The following is a 17,013-nucleotide window of genomic DNA, read 5'->3' as shown; positions in this document are numbered from 1 at the left end:
GCGGCAGTGTCTTCGACCTGCTGCCGTCGGACGCGCGCTTCAATCACCGCACCGACTGTGCAGGCGGTGTCCTCGCCGCCGACTGCGCCGATCTGCTGCGCACATTCTTCGCCGCCCGCCGCCGGCATGCCTCCTGACCACCGGCAGACGGGAACATACAACCGGGGCTGCAGCAGGGACGTGACTATCCCCTTCTCCGCTCCACCGTCGACTTGTTTGTCCAAAGCATCGTTAATCGGCTCTGATTCAACTGATGCCGTCACCCGCCCGCTACAATCCCAGGCCGCGCGTCTACATGCCCTGCTCACCATCGTCCATGCGCCGGTGAACGCCACGGCGCGCTCCGATCATGCATCAAAGCACCGTATTTTCGATCATTGTCATCACATTCAACCGCCCGACGTTACTCGCGCGGGCCCTTCGTAGTGTCCTGGCTCAAACGTTTTGCAATTGGGAATGTATTGTCGTGGATGACGCCGGTGATACGGACACCGTTGCTATCCTGCGACAGCTCAACGACGCTCGACTGCGGTTAATTCGTCATCCCACAAACAAGGGGGCGTCTGCGGCAGTTAATACGGGCATTGAGGCAGCCCATGGCGCATTGATTTCACGGCTTGACGACGACGACGAGCTTTCGCCTTTATTTCTGGAAAACACTTACGCCCTCTTTCAAGCGTCACCCGAGATTGGCTTCGCCTGGGCTGGTGTCCGATGCGTTCGTGACACAACAACGGGTGCATTCCCTTTGTATGAGCGTGTTTGGCCAGAATGTATCCAGCCTCGCGAAGCGGCTGTTGTGGCGGCGACCACGATCGGCGGTGGCTTCGGCCTGACCATTCGCAGAGGAGTCACCGATGTCGCTGGGTTTTTCGATGAGACCTTTCGCGTTGGAGGAGATACGGAATATTATTTTCGACTGGTCAAGCACTGCTCTTTCAAAACGGTACCGCATGTCCTTGTCACGATCCATGACCACAGCCAGAGTCGACTTACAGGACCAAGATATGACATGCGCCGCTTCGAGCTGTATGCAAGCACACTCCAGCGACATTCCGATTTTATCGCATCGTTTCCGGCACTGTTTGATATCCATTACCGACGCCTGGCGCAGATGGCCTTTTCTCTCGGACTCAAACGGGAGGGACGCCGGATCATGCGGGCACTATTCAAGAACGGACAAGGTCGGGGCACCTTGCTGCGTGATCTTGTCTTTTACGAGACGACGGGCGTGGACGCATCGACCCTCTGGCAACGTAGTCGCCTATGGATATTAACCGCGAAATTGAGACGCCTATGGCAACACAGGCGACCAAAATAGATCCGATGCGGCATGGCGTCGGCGAGCACGGCGTGACGCTGACCTGCACCGGAGACCATGCGCCGATCCAACTCAAGCGGCGGCACTTCCAGTGTGCTATAGCGGGCACTGATGCACGCCGATAGGCTATTCAAGGCTCCACCACACGCAAGACGATTGCGCATCACCCTGTCTACCGCGTGACAGCCAGCGCATGATTGATGGTTGAAGGATCTGGTACCACTACAACTCATCGACGTGAAGACCATCAGCGATCGAAACCCGCTGTTCCGTCGCCTGCTCAGCAGCGGCCACGACCTACGATTGCACAGCCCGGTGGATGAGAAATGCCGCTAGTATCCGTTGTCGTTCCCAATTATAACCACGCGCCTTTCCTGAAGCAGCGGCTGGATAGCATCCTTGCGCAGACCTTTCAGGACTATGAACTGCTCATTCTTGATGATGCCTCCACCGATGGTAGTTTGGAGATCATCAGAGAATTCCAGTCGTATCACCCGGATACCCGTGTTCTGATCAATGACTGCAACAGCGGCAGCCCATTCAGGCAATGGGATTATGGTGTGCGTGAGGCACACGGGCGCTATGTATGGATTGCTGAATCCGATGATGTGGCGGATCCGGAGTTGCTTGCAAGCCTGGTCGCAGTCATGCGCCAAGACGACCGCATTGGCTTGGCCTACAGTGGCATGCGTTACATCGATGAACAGGGCAACGTCCTAGCCCGGACAAGACTGCAGCGCCCGGGCTCGAGCACGCCCGCAGACCGAACCACCAGTGGGATGCACGAGATCTCAACGCAGCTCTGCGCACGCAACACCATCAGTACTGTCAGCGGTGCACTTTTGCGGAGGTCGCGCTATCTAAAATCAGGCTTGGCCGATGTTGGGATGCGCTATTGCGGCGATTGGTTTTTATATGTCCGCATGTTGCTGGACTCCGATGTTGGCTACGTGGACAAGCACATGAGCAGCATGCGTATTCATGCGGGCTCGACGCTGCATCGGCACTATCATGATCCGCGGTATCTTGAAGAGATTGCGTATATCTTTCAGTTCTTGAAGCGGTCTGGGATTCTTTCCCGCCGCTCCCGTGCGAAGATGCGCCATTTCATGGCGCGACATGTCTGCCAGTCACTGATGCACAGCTGCATGCCGTCGAGACGAAGTATCCGTATGATGCGCAGCACTGAGCCCCTGTTTATGCTTCATTTACCTTACGCTTTCACGGATCTCGTCGTCAGTGAGCTCGTGGGACGACTGCGAGAACGTATTGGCGGAAGGCAACAGTGACGCGTGGCGCTAACGGGAGAAACAGGGCGTTGGACAGGGGCGGTTTCTAGGCGCCTATCCGCCTCAACAACACTCAAGAAAGGTCACAGAGATCAAGCGGTATCGCATGCCGACGCTGGGCGTGCGCTAGCATGCGTCAGGACCATCTCGGGGGGGGCGAGCCGTGGACGGATGCGCTGGCGCGGACGGCCAGCGCGGCATCCGTTTCCGCCTTGACCTGCTCATAAGCGTCATCCAGGGCTGCCTGTCGTGCGCCGGCTCGTTCGGGATTGGCGGGCTTGCGGAAGAGCGACGTCGTTTTTGGTATTAGCAAAAAGTCGGCGTGCGCCGCATAGCGCCGCCACAGGTTCCAGTCCTCCAATTGCTCGAGGTGCTCCCAAAAGCCACCATAAGCTTCGAAAAGGTATCGCTCAAACAGGATGGCCTGAATCGGGATATAATTACGCCATGCCAGCTCTGCCCGATCGAATGGCTGCAAATACCAAGGGTCCAGCAGATATGCGTCTTCATGGATGCGGTGCGTTGCGGCATCAATGTCGCAGCGCACCTCCCATGCCAGCGAATAGGCAGCCGCAACGCCCGGGTTGGCCAGCAGCGCGCCGGCGAGGGTTTCGACGTGATCGGCGTACAGCAGATCATCATCGTCCAAGAACAGGCACCATCGGCCCGTCGCCGCAGCCAGCCCCAGATTACCCGCAGGGCTGCGGCCGCGCTTAGGCTGGCTCAGGCGGCGCACCGGGAATGGTGCGTGCTCAGCCAACTCCGCAACCGTCGCAGCGCAGGAATCACCGCCGTCCTCAACCACAATCCATTCCAGGCTGGGCCAGGTTTGCTGGAGCACCGACAGACCCGCCTGCCTCAGCAACCAATCCCGCCCGGCATAGGTTCGGGTAATAACGGACACCAAGGGGAGATGGTCGCTCGCCGGCGGTGCTGCGGCGGGCTCGGTCCCGCCCGCGCGCACCATGCCGTAGTCGAAGCGTCGAAACACTCCCACGGGTCGGTGCCGCCCTGCGGCATTTTGTGAGAGCAGCGCAGGCGCCTGACGCAGCAGCCTTGCATACGCACCCAGCAAACGCCGCCGAGCGCCGGTAGCACCCCGCCGCAGCAGCGCAACCGGCGCCAGCAGCACCGCCGCGAGGATGTCCCGTGCCGCACCGTAGCGGAGCCGTAGGAACAGGCCCGCACCGATGCGGCCGACATGTTGTGCCGGATTCAACGCGTTGGCGGCGACATCTGTGTGACACCACACCTGTGCCGGCGGACAATAGCGCAGCCGATAGCCCGCCTCTCGGCAACGGAATGAAAACTCCACGTCCTGGCCGCACGAGGACAGCCGCTCGTCGTATCCCCTTAAGGCCACAAACGTCGAGCGCCGGAGGAGAATGCAGGCATGCGACGACCACAGCGTCTCCCAAGTCACCGGATCGTAGTGCTTCAGCTGCTCGTAAGGTGCCTGGCGCAACTCCCAACTAGCCACATCCCCCGCATCCACCAACGCCATGGCAACCACCCGCGCCAGGGCCTGTGGCGTGAGCTCCACCTTGGAATCGATCACCAACAGGAAGGGGTCGGCGGTTTGCATCGCCGCTTGGTTGTGGGCGACACCAAAGCCGGGATTCGGTAACTGCAGCAACCGCACCGCGCCAAATAGCATCCCGTGCCGGGCCTGAAAATCACGCAGCAGCGCAACGGTGCCATCGCTGGAACCATTGTCCATTAGCACCAACGTCAGCCGTGCCAGCGGATAATGTTGCCGGCGCAAACTCTGCAGCAGCCCCGGCAGCCAGCGCTCGCTGTCCTCGGTTACCACCGAAACGGTGACGGCCGGCCATCCCTCCGCCGGCATGACCGCGTTGCACACAGTGCGCCAGCCGCCGGTGGGCACGGCATCCGGTAGCAAGCGCCGCGACAGCATCTCTTGCAGCAGCGTCCGCTCGGCGCCGGGTACCCATAACGGCCGCAGCGGCCGAAACGCCGTCTGCAAAAAGGCGGTCAGTCGTGTTCGCGGCCCGAGAAACCGCCGCACCAGCAGGCGTGGAGCCCGGCTTACTGCGCGCAACAACCGCGCGCCGATGCGCAGCGGGCGCGTACGCCGCCACCATCGCGATGACGGCATTTGCCGCCGCTCCTGCTCCGTCTGCCAGATCAATGGGGACGGCCACTCCGCCGACCGCATGCGGCGAAAATCCGCGCGCTCGTCATGCTGGATAACAACAAAGGCCTCAGCTGCTGCCGTCGGTGTCGATAGACTATCACCGTGGTAGTCATTCAGTGCCGTGATCTGGGGCGTATGATCGCGTTCGGACGACCGCGACGCCAAACACGCCATCGCCACCGTCGCGCGCCCCTGCACTGCGCTGATGTCCACCCGTAGATTCGGTTCCAGCACAGTTGTGCGAGCGCGCCTGCCGCCTCACTTACCGCTCATGGATTCCCGTATCTACCAATGGTTCGACCGCACCGTGCTGGAGCTCGGCCGGGAGCTGCGGCTGTCCTACCTGCCGCCGCTGATGATCTACGTGGCCGCCGGCATCCAGGGGCTCACGGCCATCGTCGGCACCTTCTTCGTCAAGGATTACCTGGGCCTCTCGGCGGAGTTCCTGGCGGCGCTCGGCTTCTGGGCCATGATCCCGTGGTCGCTGAAAATGCCCCTCGGGCATCTGGTGGACCTGATCTGGCGCTGGAAGTCGCTGCTGGTCTACGTCGGCGCCGCGCTGATCACCGCGAGCCTGGTCATCATGCTCGGCCTGCTCGCGCAACCGGAGCGCATGGGTGCGGTCATGCCCGTGGAGACCTGGTATGTGGTGAGCGTGCTGCTGGCGCCGCTGGGCTACGTGGTGCAGGACGTCGTCGCCGATGCCATGACGGTGGAGGCCGTGCCGACGCTGGACGCCCACGGCCAGCCCATCGAGGCCGAGCAGCGCCGGCTGATGCACACCACCATGCAGACCCTCGGACGGGTCGCCATCATCGGCGGCTCGGTGTTCGTGGCCCTGCTGAACGTCTGGCTCTTCCGCGGCGCCGACGCCATGGACGAAGCCGCCAAGCTCGCCACCTATATCCACATCTACGAGCTGGCACTGGTGATTCCGCTGGCATCCGTATCCGGCGTGCTGCTCGGCGGCGTGCTGAAGCAGCGCGAAGTGCGCCGTCTGCGGCGGCTCGGGGAGACCGCGGCGGCGGCACGCCTGATCCGCGGCGGCGAGCAGGACACCAGGCCGAACTTCTGGATCCTCGGCGGCAGCCTGGCCTTCGTGCTGTTCACCCTGGCGGTCGGCCTGGGCGAGCTGCCCTACAACAAAGAGATCGTCTTCCTGGGGTCCATGGCCATCGTCGGCTTCCTGATCTCCAGGCTGCTGAAGGAGCTCTCGCCGGAGGCCGCACGCACTTTGCTGGGCACGGCCATCGTCATCTTCGCCTTTCGGGCGCTGCCCAACCCGGGCGCCGGCCAGACCTGGTGGATGATCGACGACCTGGGCTTCGACCAGCAGTTCGTATCCGTGCTGCAATTGGTGGGCAGCGGCATGGCGCTGGCGGCCATGTTCATCTTCCGCCGCTTCCTGGCGGATCATTCCATCGTCTACATCGTCGGCTTTCTCAGCATCCTCACCGCGCTCTTGTCCCTGCCCAACCTGGCGCTGTACTACGGGCTGCAGGAGTGGACCGCCGCCCATACCGCAGGCATCGTCGATGCCCGCTTCATCGCCCTGGTGGATACGGCGGTGGAGTCGCCGCTGGGACTGGTGGCGATGATTCCAATGCTGGCGTGGATTGCCAACTCCGCCCCGGCGCACCTGAAGGCGACCTTCTTCGCCGTCATGTCATCCTTCGTCAACCTGGCCCTGTCCGCGAGCCAGCTCGGCACCAAGTACCTGAACCAGCTCTACACGGTGACCCGCGAGGTGCGCGAAGCCGGCGTCGTGACCGTGCCGGCGGATTACTCCGAACTGGGCTGGATGCTGTGGACCGTGATGGCGCTGACGCTGTTGCTGCCCTTCGCGGCCATCGGCCTGGTGACGGTGACGCGGCTGCGCAGCGCATGAAGGGTGTACGCTCAGGGCATCGCCGTAACATCAGCCTATGCTGATGGACAGGCAGTGACCGACTGCCGTCGATGGAGCGATCCCCATGCGGTGGCTCTCGCTCGTCCCGCGTCCCAGGCTTGTCCTCAGCTCACTGGTGCTCGCCTGCGACCCACCCCCGGCGGAGAGCGATCAGCAGTTCTTCGCAGGCCTCGCGGAACAGGATGCGCCGAAGGCCATGTCGGGCCAGAGGCTTATGCCGGCAGGTGTCCCTGCTTGATCCAGAGCCGGCAATGACCGCTCGGCTCGAGGGTGCACGCTGCACCCGCGGGCAACCGCAGCCAGTGGGGCGCCCGCAGCACTTCGCCGTCGATTTGCACCTCACCTTCCAGAACCAGCAGCTCGACGCCGCCGGCATCGGCCAATTGCAGCGGCGCCGCACCGGCGCACAGCCTGCAGAGGCGCACCCGTTCGCTGCCATGGCGATGCAGCTCGAGCCAAGCGTGGCCCTGGGCATCCGGTCTGCTCTGGTCGATGGCGCGGGTATCGACGATCACCCGCTGGCGGTCGTCGGGCTGAAACTGACGCAGCTTGACCAGGATGGTGCAGCCGGCGTCGGTGTAGGGGGTGTGCACGAAGCCGACGGGGTTGCGGACGTAGCTGCCTGCGTCGAAGTCTCCGGTGTGGTCGGAAAAGGTCCCCGCCAAGACGATGAATTCTTCGCCGCCGTCGTGGCCATGCTCCGCGAAGTGACTGCCGGGGGCGAATCGGACCAGCGTGGTGAGCCGCGGCAGGCTCGCACCCACCAGCTCCAGGCGCTTGCGCTCGACGCCGGGCTGGGGCGACGCCTCCCAGGGCATGGCGGCCAGCGCCGCCCGGGCGGGGCGGGCAACATCGGCGTTGAGCTGGACGTCGGCATCATCGCCCTGGTAGGCGAGGCGGACATGATTGTTCGCGGCGGGTTCTGTGTGCATAAGCTGATGTTGGCTAAAGCGAATTCGACAGTGGCGGGGGTGTGCGTCCACCAGGGTTGGACGTCTGCGGTGCGTGCGCCGGGCCGCCCCGCGCCGACGCAGCCGCCGGGCCGCGCAGACAGGCTCAAGCCCGGCTCAACGCGCCGGGCTTTCTGAGGGACAATCCGGCTGCGCGACAATCTGTGCGCACTGCGCCGACACAAGTATCCAGAAACCCAAACGCACCACCTGAGGAGCCCATCATGCCCCCGATGACACAACCGCCGCCCGCCCGTCTGCTGCCGCTGCTGCTGCTGCTGCTCGCGGCTGCGGGCGACGCCGCGGCCGATGCAACCGCACCGCCGACGGGCGAGGCGCTGCTCGAGCAGGCGAAGACAACGGTCCAGGACATTGCCACCGACGAGTTGGCGGCGCTCCTCGAGCGGGAGCCGACCACCGCCGTGGTGGATATCCGCACCCCCCGCGAGGCCTGGCAAGCCGGCGGCAGCATCGACGCCCCCAGGCATCTGGACATGCCGCGCGGCTGGCTGGAGCTGCAAATCGAGACCGCGGTGCCAGACCGGGACACGCCCGTGGTGGTGTACTGCGGCACCAATCTGCGCAGCCCGCTGGCGGCGGCAACGCTCCAGCGCATGGGCTACACGCGGGTGTTCAACTACGCCGAAGGCTTTTCCGCCTGGCGCGACGCCGGACTGCCGGTGACCTCGCAGGACCCGGCGCCCCAGTCCATGCTCTACCGGCTGCCGATGCAAGTGGCGGAGGGTGTCTGGTCCGCCATCGGCGCCACCGCCCCGCCCACCTACGAGAATGCCGGCCACAACAACAACCTGTCCTTCATCGTCACCGCCGACGGCGTGGTGGTGATCAACGCCGGCGACAATTATCTCCTGGCCCGGGCCCTGCACGAGGAGATCAAGCAAATCACCGATCAGCCGGTGAAATATGTGGTGCTGGAGAACGGCCAGGGCCACGCCATGCTGGGCGCCAATTACTGGCGGGAACAGGGCGCCACCATCATCGCCCACGCCGACGCCGCCGCCGAAATCGAGGCCCACGGCGCCGAGATATTGGATCGCATGCGCCAAGGACGGCGCGACAAGGGCAGCTTCACGCAGGTGGTCATGCCGGACGAGACCTTCGAGGACGAGAAGATCCTGACGCTCGGCGGCCAGCGCATCGAGATCCGCCACCTGGGCCCCGCCCACAGCCCCGGTGATATCTCCGTCTGGCTGCCGGACCAGCGGCTGGTCATCGCCGGCGACCTGGCCTTCCATCAGCGCCTGCTGCCGGTGTTCGACGACACCGACACCGCCGGCTGGATCGAGACCTGGGACGCCTTCGAGGCCCTGGGCGCGGACATCGTCATCCCGGGACACGGCGAGCCCACCGACATGGCGGAAGTCACCAAGTACACCAAAGATTATCTGGTCGACATGCGCACGCAGATCGGCGCGCTCATCGACGCCGGCGGCGGCCTCACCGACGCCTACGCCGTGGACCAGTCCGCCTACCGCCACCTGGACACCTTCGACGAGCTGGCGCGGCGTAACGCCGGGCGGATCTTCCGGGAGATGGAGTTCGACTTCTGAGCGCGCGGGCGGCCGGCGGGGGCATCGGCCTCAGCCGTCGGCCCCGGCACCGGGCGCGCCATCCTGCCCCACCAACCGCGACACCATGGCCGGCTGACCTTCCAGGGTGCGGTGGACCGGACAGCGGTCGGCGATGGCGAGCAGCCGCGCCCGCTGCGCTTCGGTGAGATCGCCGGTGAGATCGATGCGGCGCTCGATGCGCTCGATGCGGCCCTGCTGATCGGCGCCCGCACGCACCGCATCGCCGCAGTCCGCTTCGCAGTCGTCCACGTGGATGCGCGCGTGGCTGACGCGCACCTCCACGTCGTCCAGCGGCAGACCCTTGTGATCGGCGTACATGCGGATGGTCATGGAGGTGCAGGCACCGAGGGCCATCAGCAGCAGGTCGTAGGGCGACGGGCCCAGATCGGTCCCGCCGGCGGCCCGGGGCTCGTCGGCCAGGAGCTGGTGGTGCTGGGTGTAGAGGCCGCGCAGAAAACGCCCCTCGCGCTCGGTCACCACCACCTCGCCGGCGGCTACCTCCGGCGTGGTGCCGGGGCCCGCCTCCGCTGCGTGCTGTCGCAGGCCCAGATAACGACTGGCCCAGGCCACCAGGGTCTCGGCGACATACTCCGAGTCCTCGCGGTTGGTGAGCAGGTGGTCCGCCTCACACAACGAGATGAAGCTCTTGGGATGCTTGGCGGCTTGGTAGATCCTGGCGGCTTCTGAAATATTGACGATCTCATCCGCCGGCGAGTGAAAGATCAGCAGGGCCCGCTTCAGCCGCTTGATGTGCTCGGCGTCGGCATGCTGCTCCAGGTCGTCCAGGAACTGGCGCTTGATGCGAAAGCGCCGGCGGCCCACCGTCACTTCGGCCTCGCCGGAGGCCTCCATCTCACCGCGCACGCCGCTGAACAGGTGCTCCACATGCTTGGGCGTCGCCGGCGCAGCGATGGTGACCACGGCCTCGACGCTCGGCAGCTCATGGGCCGCCGCCAACACCGCCGCGCCGCCGAGGCTGTGACCGATGAGCATGGCCGGAGCCGCATGCTCCGCGGCCAGGGCATTGGCGGCGGCCACCAGGTCTTGCACGTTGGACGTGAAGCTGGTGTTGGCGAAATCGCCGTCGCTGTTGCCGAGCCCGGTGAAGTCGAAGCGCAGGACGGCGATACCGCGGGCGGCCAGCGCCCGGCTGATGCGCGTCGCCGCGGCGATATCCTTGCCGCAGGTAAAACAGTGCGCAAACAGGGCATGACGCAGGGTTGGCACGCCGGGCGGAGGCGTTTCCAGGAGTCCCGAAAGGGTGTGGCCCTGCGTGTTCTGGAACTCGAGCTTGATGCGCGCCATGGCGGCCTCCGGCTGCGGCGGGCGGTCCCGCTCCGTGAGGGCAGTATGCGGGCGCGGCGGCTACGCTGCAATGCAGCATGGCGCTTTGTCACCAGCCACAAGCCCGCGCGCCCGCTCAGGACGCGGACGGCGACGGGCTTGCCGCCGATTCCTCAGCCGCACCGGCGCCGGCATCGCCGCCGTCGTCGGCGGCCGTCTCGCCGAGCAGTTGCGCGCGGTCCGCCTCCAGCAGCGGCTGCGCAGCGAACGCGCTCAGCCGATAGACGTAGGGCTCGGCATCGCGCTTGAGCACGAAGTCTTCGCCGTCGGCGATGGGCGCGAGCCGGTAACGACGCGTCTCGCCGCCGTGCTCGATGGTGAGCACCCGGGCGGGGTCGTCCAGGTCATCGCGCGCCTCACCGTCGCCGCCGAGCACGCCCGTGTAACCGACGGTGGCGACGGCGTTCACCAGCGTCTCGACGGCGACGGTGTCCAGCGCCGCGTCGGTGTCCGCGAGCGACCAACCGTCCTCTGTGCGCACCAGCTCCCAGTCGTCGGCGGCGATGCGCGTGAGCTCGCCGCGGTCGAGCTGGAGGCGGCCGCGATCGATCCAGTCATCCGCCGTCGCACCCAGGTCGAACAGCGTGAGGCGCAGATCGTAGATGGCATCCTCGCCGCCGACGCGGGCGAACAGGCGCCGGAAGCCCGGTGAATCGCCGAACAAGACTGTGACCTCGCCGCCGTCGCCGCGCAGCGTCAGCCGCCGTTCGAAGGCGTCGTCGGCGACGCGGAAGCGGCGTTGGGCATCGGCGCTGGTGGCCACCGGCAGCGGGCGCTCGAGGCCCGCCAGGTCATCCAGCAGGGCATCGACGCGGCTGCCGCTGGCGGGAAAGCCGTCCAGCGCCGGCAGCACCCAGTCGTCGCCGCTGCGCGCCACCACCACGGTATCGCCGTCGCCGGAGACGAGCTCGAGGGTGCTCACGCCCGCGGTCTCCAGCGCCAGCAGCGGTGCGCCTCCGGCGGCGGGCGCCAGGCTGCGCCCGCCGCCGAGCAGCAGGGCGGCGATGATCTGCACCGCCAGCACCGCCGCCAGCAACAGCACCAGCGGGCTGCGCAGCGCGGGCCGCCAGGCGGCGTCCAGGCCAAAGCGACGCCCGGCGGCGTCGGCCCGTGCGCTCGGGGTCGTCTCGCTCATGCCAGCGCCCTCCCCTCGGTGTCCGCGTGCAGCATCGCCGCGAGCGTGCGCTCACGGCGACGACGCAGTCGCCGATGCAGCCAATACACCAGCCCCAGGCCGATGGCGGCCCATGCGTAGTTCAGAGATTCCCAGAACATCCGTGCCTGGCGGCCGACGGGCTCCAGCAGTCGGCTGAACTGACCGCGACCGCGCAGCGCCAGCAGGCCGCGGTCCTCCAGCGACCATTCGACGGCGTTCTGCACCAGCTCCAGGGGCTTGAGGTAGCGGCTCTGGGTGGCCTCGGTGGCCAGGCTGATGGCGGTGTCCGACAGAAAGCTGTCGGAGCCGAGGACCATGAGCCGCGCCGATGGCGGTGAGTGCTCGACCACCGCGGAGACCACCGGCGGCTCGGCGTCGCCGGCTTCGGCGCCCGCGACGTCATCATCGGCGGCAGCCGCCGCCTCTGGCTCCGCGGACACACCCGCCTCGCCTTGTGCATCCGCCGCCGGCAGCAGCGGCGAGCGCTCGCCGGCGAATGCGGACTCGAAACGACCTTCCACCATCACCGCCAGCAGCTTGCGGCCGCGGTCATCGCCCACCGGGAAGCCGAGCCGACCATACTGCTCGAAGTTCGGCTGCAGGTCCGGCGACGCGGTGGTCCAGGCCGCCGGCGAGCTCTCGATCAGCCGGGTCACCACGCGCTCGGCGTTCGCCGCGGCGTCCAGCGCGATGGGCGAGGTCCAGTTCATGGTGATCTGACCCAGATTGGCGGTGATGCCGGAATCGGCGGACAGGCCATCCGCGCGCACATCCGGGAAGTACGGATAATCCAGCGTCTGGATCTCCTCCACCGTAAAGCCGCCCACGCGCCGGGGCACCGGGATCGGGAACGGCGTGTTCTGGGGGTCCAGCACCAGGGCCTGCTCCAGCGTCACGCCGTGGCCCGCGAGCCAGTCGCCGAGGCCGGTCTGCGCCGGTCCTGCCGTGATTTCGCTGCCCGTGAGGTCCACGTCGAATTGGGCCGCGGCCACCATGACGGTGCCGCCCTGCATCAGGAACTGGTCCACGGCGAAGCGTTGCCGATCGTCGAGCGCCGTGGGGTCCACCACCAGCAACAGATCCGCGTCCGGCGGCACCTGGCCGGCGGCGAGGTCGGTCTCCCGCAGCGCAAAGCCCTCCCGCAGCGTGTCCTTGAGCAGGGTGTAGCCGGGCCCCGCGGCCTGCGGCAGGCCGGGCATGGACGGCGCCGGCGGCTCCGGGGTGTAGAGGGCGACGGTGCGCAGCACCCCGGGGGCGAACCGCTTGAGGCCGGCCACCAGGGCGCGCTCCAGGCTCGCCTTGTCCAAACCCTCGGGCAGCGGCACGGGCACCGCGCGCTCGCCCTGCTCCAGCACCATGTAGAAATAGAACGGCTGCGGGTCCAGCAGGCCCAGCACCAGCGGCTGGAAGCCGAAGCGCTCGTCGATCTCCTGCGCCAGTGCGGGGTCTTCAGCCGGGTCGACGATATCCCAGCTGAAGGCCGCCGGCCCGGCACCGCCGCGGGCGGCCTCGGCGGTGAGCTGCGCCAGCACCGCCTCCAGGTCGGCACGCAGCGCGGGCAACGGCTCCGGCAAGCTCGCCGCCGGCGAGATGAAGCCGCGAAAGCGAATGGGCGCGCCGATGCCGGCGAAGGGATCGCCCCCGGCCTGATAGCCGTAGAGCACCTTCTTGATGGTGCGCGTGAGGTCGTACTCCGGATTGCGCAGGCGCACGTCCAGGTCTGTCTCGCCCTGGACCTTCACCTCGATGAGATCCTGAAAGCCCAGGGTCTCGAACTGATCGCCGTACTTCACCAGCACGTCGAAGTAGGAGTTCACCACACCCGCCTGGTACTTGCTCGCGGTCTGGAAGGCCACCGGGCGGATGCCGTATTGCTCGCCGGCCTCGCGCTCCAGCTCCGGCGCCGTGGCGGGGTCCACGAATTCCACCTGCACATTGGCGCCGCCCACCACCTCGTACTCCCGCAGCAGGTCACGCAGCTGCGGCACCAGCGGGGCCAGCAGCGGATGCGTCTCGGCGCTGAAATAGCCGCGGATCAGCAGCGGCTCGCGCAGCTGCTGCAGATAGGTGCGGGTGGCCTCGGAGACGGTATAGCGCTTGCCCGCGGTGAGATCGCTGCGCAGGGTGCCCACCTGCTGCAGCCACAGGTTGGCGGCGAGCAGGTTCGCCGCCGCCAACACCGTGATCAGCGTCCAGCGGTGGTGGCGGATGCGGTGATCGCTATCGGCGGCCCAGCGCAGGCGCTCGAGGCTGTCGATGCAAAGCGCCAGGAACACCGCCGTCAGGCTCAGGTAGTAATACAGGTCGCGCAGATCGATGACGCCGCGGGTGATGGACTCGAAGCGCGCCCCGGTGCCGAACAGCCGCAGCACCTCACCGACGCCATGGCCAAACAGCCCCGTCAGCGCCGGCGAGCCGATGAGATAGAGCACGGCACAGAGCAGCGTCGTGCCGATGAGGGCAACGATGGGATTGTCGGTGCGCGCCGACACGAAGAGGCCGATGGCGATGTAGGCCGCCGCCAGCAGCAGCGTCGCCAGATAGGCCCCGAGCACGGGCCCCCAATCCAGGGGGCCCAGTATGGACACCGTGACCGGCAGCGGCAGCGTCAGCAGCAGCGCCACGGCCACCAGCGCCAGCGCCGCAACGCCTTTGCCCAGCACCAGTTTCCAGGTGGCCACGGGCAGGGTCGCCAGCAGCTCCAGGGTGCCGGCCCGGCGCTCCTCGCTCCACAACCGCATGGTGAGCGCGGCGGCGAGGAAGATCAGCAGCAGCGGCATCCAGTCGAACAGCGGTCGGGTATCCGCCAGGTTACGGGCGAAGAAGGCATCCACCCAGAAGAACACGAACAGGCAGGCCGCCAGGAAGGCACCGATGAAGAGATAGGCCACCGGCGAATCGAAGAAGCTGGAAAGCTCCTTGCGGGTGACGTGCAGCATGTCAGACATGGCCCGCCTCCGATGCACCGTCAGCCCCGGCGCCAGCCGTGGGGGCCGCGGGCATCGCCTCGGCGAGCTGTCCGAACACGGCCTCCAGGTCGTGGCGCTCACGCGCCAGGGCATAGAGCGCCCAGCCGCGCTCGGCGACGGCCGCCGCCACGCGGGGGGCGGCGGCGTTGGGATCATCCGTGGTGAGCGCGAAGTCGCAGCGAATGCCCTCATCAACGATGTGATCCACGGCGGTGATGCCGGGCAGCGCACCCAGCACCTGCCGTGCATCACTCGGGCGCCGATCCAGTGTCACCCGCAGCCTGGGCGTGGCGCCGATGGCACCCATGGCGCTGTCCAGCGCAAGGCGTCCGGCCCGCATGATGAGCACGCGGCTGCAGACGGCCTCCACCTCCTGCAGGATATGGGTGGAGATGATGACCGTCGCATGGCTCGCCTGCTCGCGGATGAGTGCGCGCATGTGCTGGATCTGCGACGGATCCAGGCCGTTGGTGGGCTCGTCCAGGATCAGCACATCCGGCTCGTGCAGCAGCGCCGAAGCCACGCCCAGACGCTGACGGTAGCCACGCGAGAGGGTGGCCACCCGCGCCGTCGCCTTGGGGCCAAGGGCCGTGCGCTCGACGGCGCGGCGGATCGCCGCCGGGCGCTGGCGCGTGGGAATGCCGTGCAACGCGCCCTGGTAGTCCAGGTGCTCGAGCACGGTCACATCCGGATAAAGCGGGCAATTCTCCGGCAGATAGCCGATGCGGCGCTGCACCTCGCGTCGACGCGTGGCGATCTCCGCACCGTCGATCCGGATGCTGCCGCTGCTCGGCTCGAGATAGCCCGTGAGCATCTTCAGGATGGTGGTCTTGCCCGCGCCGTTGTGGCCGAGCAGACCGACGATCTCGCGGCGGCCGATGTCGAACGACACCGCATCCACCGCCTTGAGCACGCCGTAACTGCGGCTCAGCTCGCGTACTTCGATCATGTTGGCGCTCCACGTGTCATCGCCGCTCCACCCGGCGCCGGCGCGTGTCAGACGGCTTCCAACGCGCCGATGATGCGCGTGCGGATGTCGTCCACGCCGCCGACGCCCTCGACCTTGATGTAGCGCGGCGCGCCCTCGCCGCCCTGCTCGGCCCAGTTGGCGTAGTAGTCGATGAGCGGCGCGGTCTGGTCGTGATAGACCTTGAGCCGCTGCCGGACGGTCTCTTCCTTGTCGTCGTCGCGCTGGATGAGGGGCTCGCCGGTCTCGTCGTCCTTACCCGCCGCTTTCGGCGGATTGAATTCCACATGGTAGGTGCGCCCCGACGGCAGGTGCACGCGCCGGCCGGACATGCGCTTGATGATCTCCTCGTCCGGGACGGCGATCTCGACCACCGCATCGACAAAGACGCCGGCATCCTTCAATGCATCCGCCTGGGCCAGGGTGCGCGGGAAACCGTCGAAGAGGAAACCGTTCTTGCAGTCGTCCTCGGCGATGCGTGCCTTGACCATCCCCATGATGATCTCGTCCGACACCAGACCGCCGGCGTCCATGATCTCCTTGGCGGCCTTGCCCAGCTCGGTGCCCGCCTTGACGTGGCCGCGGAGCATGTCGCCCGTGGAGATCTGGGGTATCGCGAAGTGCGCCTTGATAAAGCCGGCTTGGGTACCTTTGCCGGCCCCGGGGCCGCCGAGCAGGATGACGCGCATGGTGCTTCCTCTGTGTGGTGTGTGGCGAGATGCCAAGGCTGCCACAGGGGGCGCGGGCCGGCAATTTCGGCAATCGGATGTGCCAATAACCCTGCCTTATACAATGACAAGTCATGGCACACCTGAACATCGGCGATCAGCCCGTACCAGCCGCCCGGCCCCACCGTCGGCTCGGCTTCTGCGAGCTGCCAACAACGCGCCAGAGGCCGACCATCGGCCGTGGGAGCACGTGGCACTAACCCTTATCGTCTACAATGTTTCTACCGGTATACTCCGGGGGGCGGGACGGATTGGTCCCGGCGACTTCCAACGAGCACAACGAGGAGGCGAAGCCATGAAAACTTTGATGCTGAGCGCTGCTGGTGGCGCCTTGGTTGCCGCGCTGGCCGCGACCCCGGCCCAGGCATTCTGGGGCTTCTGGGGGAACGGTCCCTGGTACGGTGGGCCCTGGCACGGCGCCCCCTGGTACGGCGGCTATCCGTATTACGGCGGCTATGGCTACCCGTACCGTGGCGGCTGGGGCGGCTATCCGGGCTATGGTTGGGGCGGCTATCCGGGCTACGGCTGGAGCGGCTACCCTGGCTACGGCTATACCCCCTACGGCTACGCCCAGCCTGCGGCCCCCTCGGCGCCGGAGTCCGGCAGCACCGAGCGGTGATTCGCTGAGCC

Annotated in this window: 12 protein-coding genes and 1 pseudogene; 6 read left to right on the top strand and 7 right to left on the bottom strand. The window is 66.6% G+C overall.

Annotated features, from left to right (window positions below):
* The 3 genes and pseudogenes from QZ588_RS15875 to QZ588_RS15865 form a co-directional block, all read left to right on the top strand.
* Positions 1–137: pseudogene (locus tag QZ588_RS15875) on the top strand (tRNA-specific adenosine deaminase); the annotation flags it as partial.
* 212 nt (positions 138–349) lie between these two features.
* A complete protein-coding gene (locus QZ588_RS15870; protein WP_295543919.1) occupies positions 350–1,321 on the top strand; it encodes a glycosyltransferase family 2 protein in 972 nt (323 codons plus the stop codon).
* A gap of 326 nt (positions 1,322–1,647) precedes the next feature.
* Complete coding sequence (locus QZ588_RS15865) at positions 1,648–2,610, top strand: glycosyltransferase (RefSeq protein ID WP_295543918.1); 963 nt, start codon at positions 1,648–1,650, stop codon at positions 2,608–2,610.
* 136 nt (positions 2,611–2,746) lie between these two features.
* On the opposite strand, the gene QZ588_RS15860 is transcribed toward QZ588_RS15865, so the two are convergent.
* Positions 2,747–4,981, bottom strand: coding sequence for a glycosyltransferase (locus QZ588_RS15860; RefSeq protein ID WP_295543917.1), 2,235 nt, complete (start codon positions 4,979–4,981; stop codon positions 2,747–2,749).
* Between the two features lie 58 nt (positions 4,982–5,039).
* Between QZ588_RS15860 and QZ588_RS15855 the strand changes: the two genes are divergently transcribed.
* A complete protein-coding gene (locus tag QZ588_RS15855; RefSeq protein ID WP_295543916.1) occupies positions 5,040–6,656 on the top strand; it encodes a hypothetical protein in 1,617 nt (538 codons plus the stop codon).
* Between the two features lie 233 nt (positions 6,657–6,889).
* Here QZ588_RS15855 and QZ588_RS15850 read toward each other — a convergent pair whose 3' ends face one another.
* Entirely contained in the window at positions 6,890–7,609 is a 720-nt protein-coding gene (locus tag QZ588_RS15850) for a cupin domain-containing protein (protein WP_295543915.1), read from the bottom strand.
* A 242-nt stretch (positions 7,610–7,851) separates the two neighbouring features.
* Between QZ588_RS15850 and QZ588_RS15845 the strand changes: the two genes are divergently transcribed.
* A complete protein-coding gene (locus QZ588_RS15845; RefSeq protein WP_295543914.1) occupies positions 7,852–9,198 on the top strand; it encodes a rhodanese-like domain-containing protein in 1,347 nt (448 codons plus the stop codon).
* Positions 9,199–9,228: 30 nt separating this feature from the next.
* Here QZ588_RS15845 and QZ588_RS15840 read toward each other — a convergent pair whose 3' ends face one another.
* The 5 genes from QZ588_RS15840 to adk form a co-directional block, all read right to left on the bottom strand.
* Positions 9,229–10,524 carry a bifunctional alpha/beta hydrolase/OsmC family protein gene (locus QZ588_RS15840; protein WP_295543913.1) on the bottom strand — a complete coding sequence of 432 codons (1,296 nt, stop codon included), beginning with the start codon at positions 10,522–10,524 and terminating at the stop codon, positions 9,229–9,231.
* Between the two features lie 115 nt (positions 10,525–10,639).
* Positions 10,640–11,698 carry a DUF4340 domain-containing protein gene (locus QZ588_RS15835; RefSeq protein ID WP_295543912.1) on the bottom strand — a complete coding sequence of 353 codons (1,059 nt, stop codon included), beginning with the start codon at positions 11,696–11,698 and terminating at the stop codon, positions 10,640–10,642.
* A complete protein-coding gene (locus tag QZ588_RS15830) occupies positions 11,695–14,667 on the bottom strand; it encodes a Gldg family protein (RefSeq protein ID WP_295543911.1) in 2,973 nt (990 codons plus the stop codon). The genes QZ588_RS15835 and QZ588_RS15830 overlap by 4 nt, the downstream gene beginning before the upstream one ends.
* The gene (locus tag QZ588_RS15825) at positions 14,660–15,637 is read right to left on the bottom strand and encodes an ATP-binding cassette domain-containing protein (protein WP_295543910.1); all 978 of its coding nucleotides are present in this window, start codon (positions 15,635–15,637) and stop codon (positions 14,660–14,662) included. The genes QZ588_RS15830 and QZ588_RS15825 overlap by 8 nt, the downstream gene beginning before the upstream one ends.
* A 47-nt stretch (positions 15,638–15,684) precedes the next feature.
* Positions 15,685–16,344, bottom strand: coding sequence for an adenylate kinase (gene adk / locus QZ588_RS15820; RefSeq protein WP_295543909.1), 660 nt, complete (start codon positions 16,342–16,344; stop codon positions 15,685–15,687).
* 334 nt (positions 16,345–16,678) lie between these two features.
* Here adk and QZ588_RS15815 point away from each other — a divergent pair, with 334 nt between their 5' ends.
* Entirely contained in the window at positions 16,679–17,002 is a 324-nt protein-coding gene (locus tag QZ588_RS15815) for a hypothetical protein (RefSeq protein WP_295543908.1), read from the top strand.
* Positions 17,003–17,013: the final 11 nt, after the last annotated feature.

This window comes from uncultured Thiohalocapsa sp. (genome assembly GCF_913062725.1).
GTDB lineage: Bacteria > Pseudomonadota > Gammaproteobacteria > Chromatiales > Chromatiaceae > Thiohalocapsa.
The sequence above is the reverse complement of the archived record's forward strand: the minus strand, read 5'-3'. Positions and strand labels throughout refer to the sequence as shown.

What these genes read in the sequence shown, in the direction of transcription:
- QZ588_RS15815 (WP_295543908.1), top strand. Translation starts at nt 16,679, where the DNA reads ATGAAAACTTTGATGCTGAGCGCTGCTGGTGGCGCCTTGGTTGCCGCG.
- QZ588_RS15830 (WP_295543911.1), bottom strand. Translation starts at nt 14,667, where the DNA reads ATGTCTGACATGCTGCACGTCACCCGCAAGGAGCTTTCCAGCTTCTTC.
- adk (WP_295543909.1), bottom strand. Translation starts at nt 16,344, where the DNA reads ATGCGCGTCATCCTGCTCGGCGGCCCCGGGGCCGGCAAAGGTACCCAA.
- QZ588_RS15845 (WP_295543914.1), top strand. Translation starts at nt 7,852, where the DNA reads ATGCCCCCGATGACACAACCGCCGCCCGCCCGTCTGCTGCCGCTGCTG.
- QZ588_RS15840 (WP_295543913.1), bottom strand. Translation starts at nt 10,524, where the DNA reads ATGGCGCGCATCAAGCTCGAGTTCCAGAACACGCAGGGCCACACCCTT.
- QZ588_RS15870 (WP_295543919.1), top strand. Translation starts at nt 350, where the DNA reads ATGCATCAAAGCACCGTATTTTCGATCATTGTCATCACATTCAACCGC.
- QZ588_RS15865 (WP_295543918.1), top strand. Translation starts at nt 1,648, where the DNA reads ATGCCGCTAGTATCCGTTGTCGTTCCCAATTATAACCACGCGCCTTTC.
- QZ588_RS15850 (WP_295543915.1), bottom strand. Translation starts at nt 7,609, where the DNA reads ATGCACACAGAACCCGCCGCGAACAATCATGTCCGCCTCGCCTACCAG.
- QZ588_RS15835 (WP_295543912.1), bottom strand. Translation starts at nt 11,698, where the DNA reads ATGAGCGAGACGACCCCGAGCGCACGGGCCGACGCCGCCGGGCGTCGC.
- QZ588_RS15825 (WP_295543910.1), bottom strand. Translation starts at nt 15,637, where the DNA reads ATGATCGAAGTACGCGAGCTGAGCCGCAGTTACGGCGTGCTCAAGGCG.
- QZ588_RS15855 (WP_295543916.1), top strand. Translation starts at nt 5,040, where the DNA reads ATGGATTCCCGTATCTACCAATGGTTCGACCGCACCGTGCTGGAGCTC.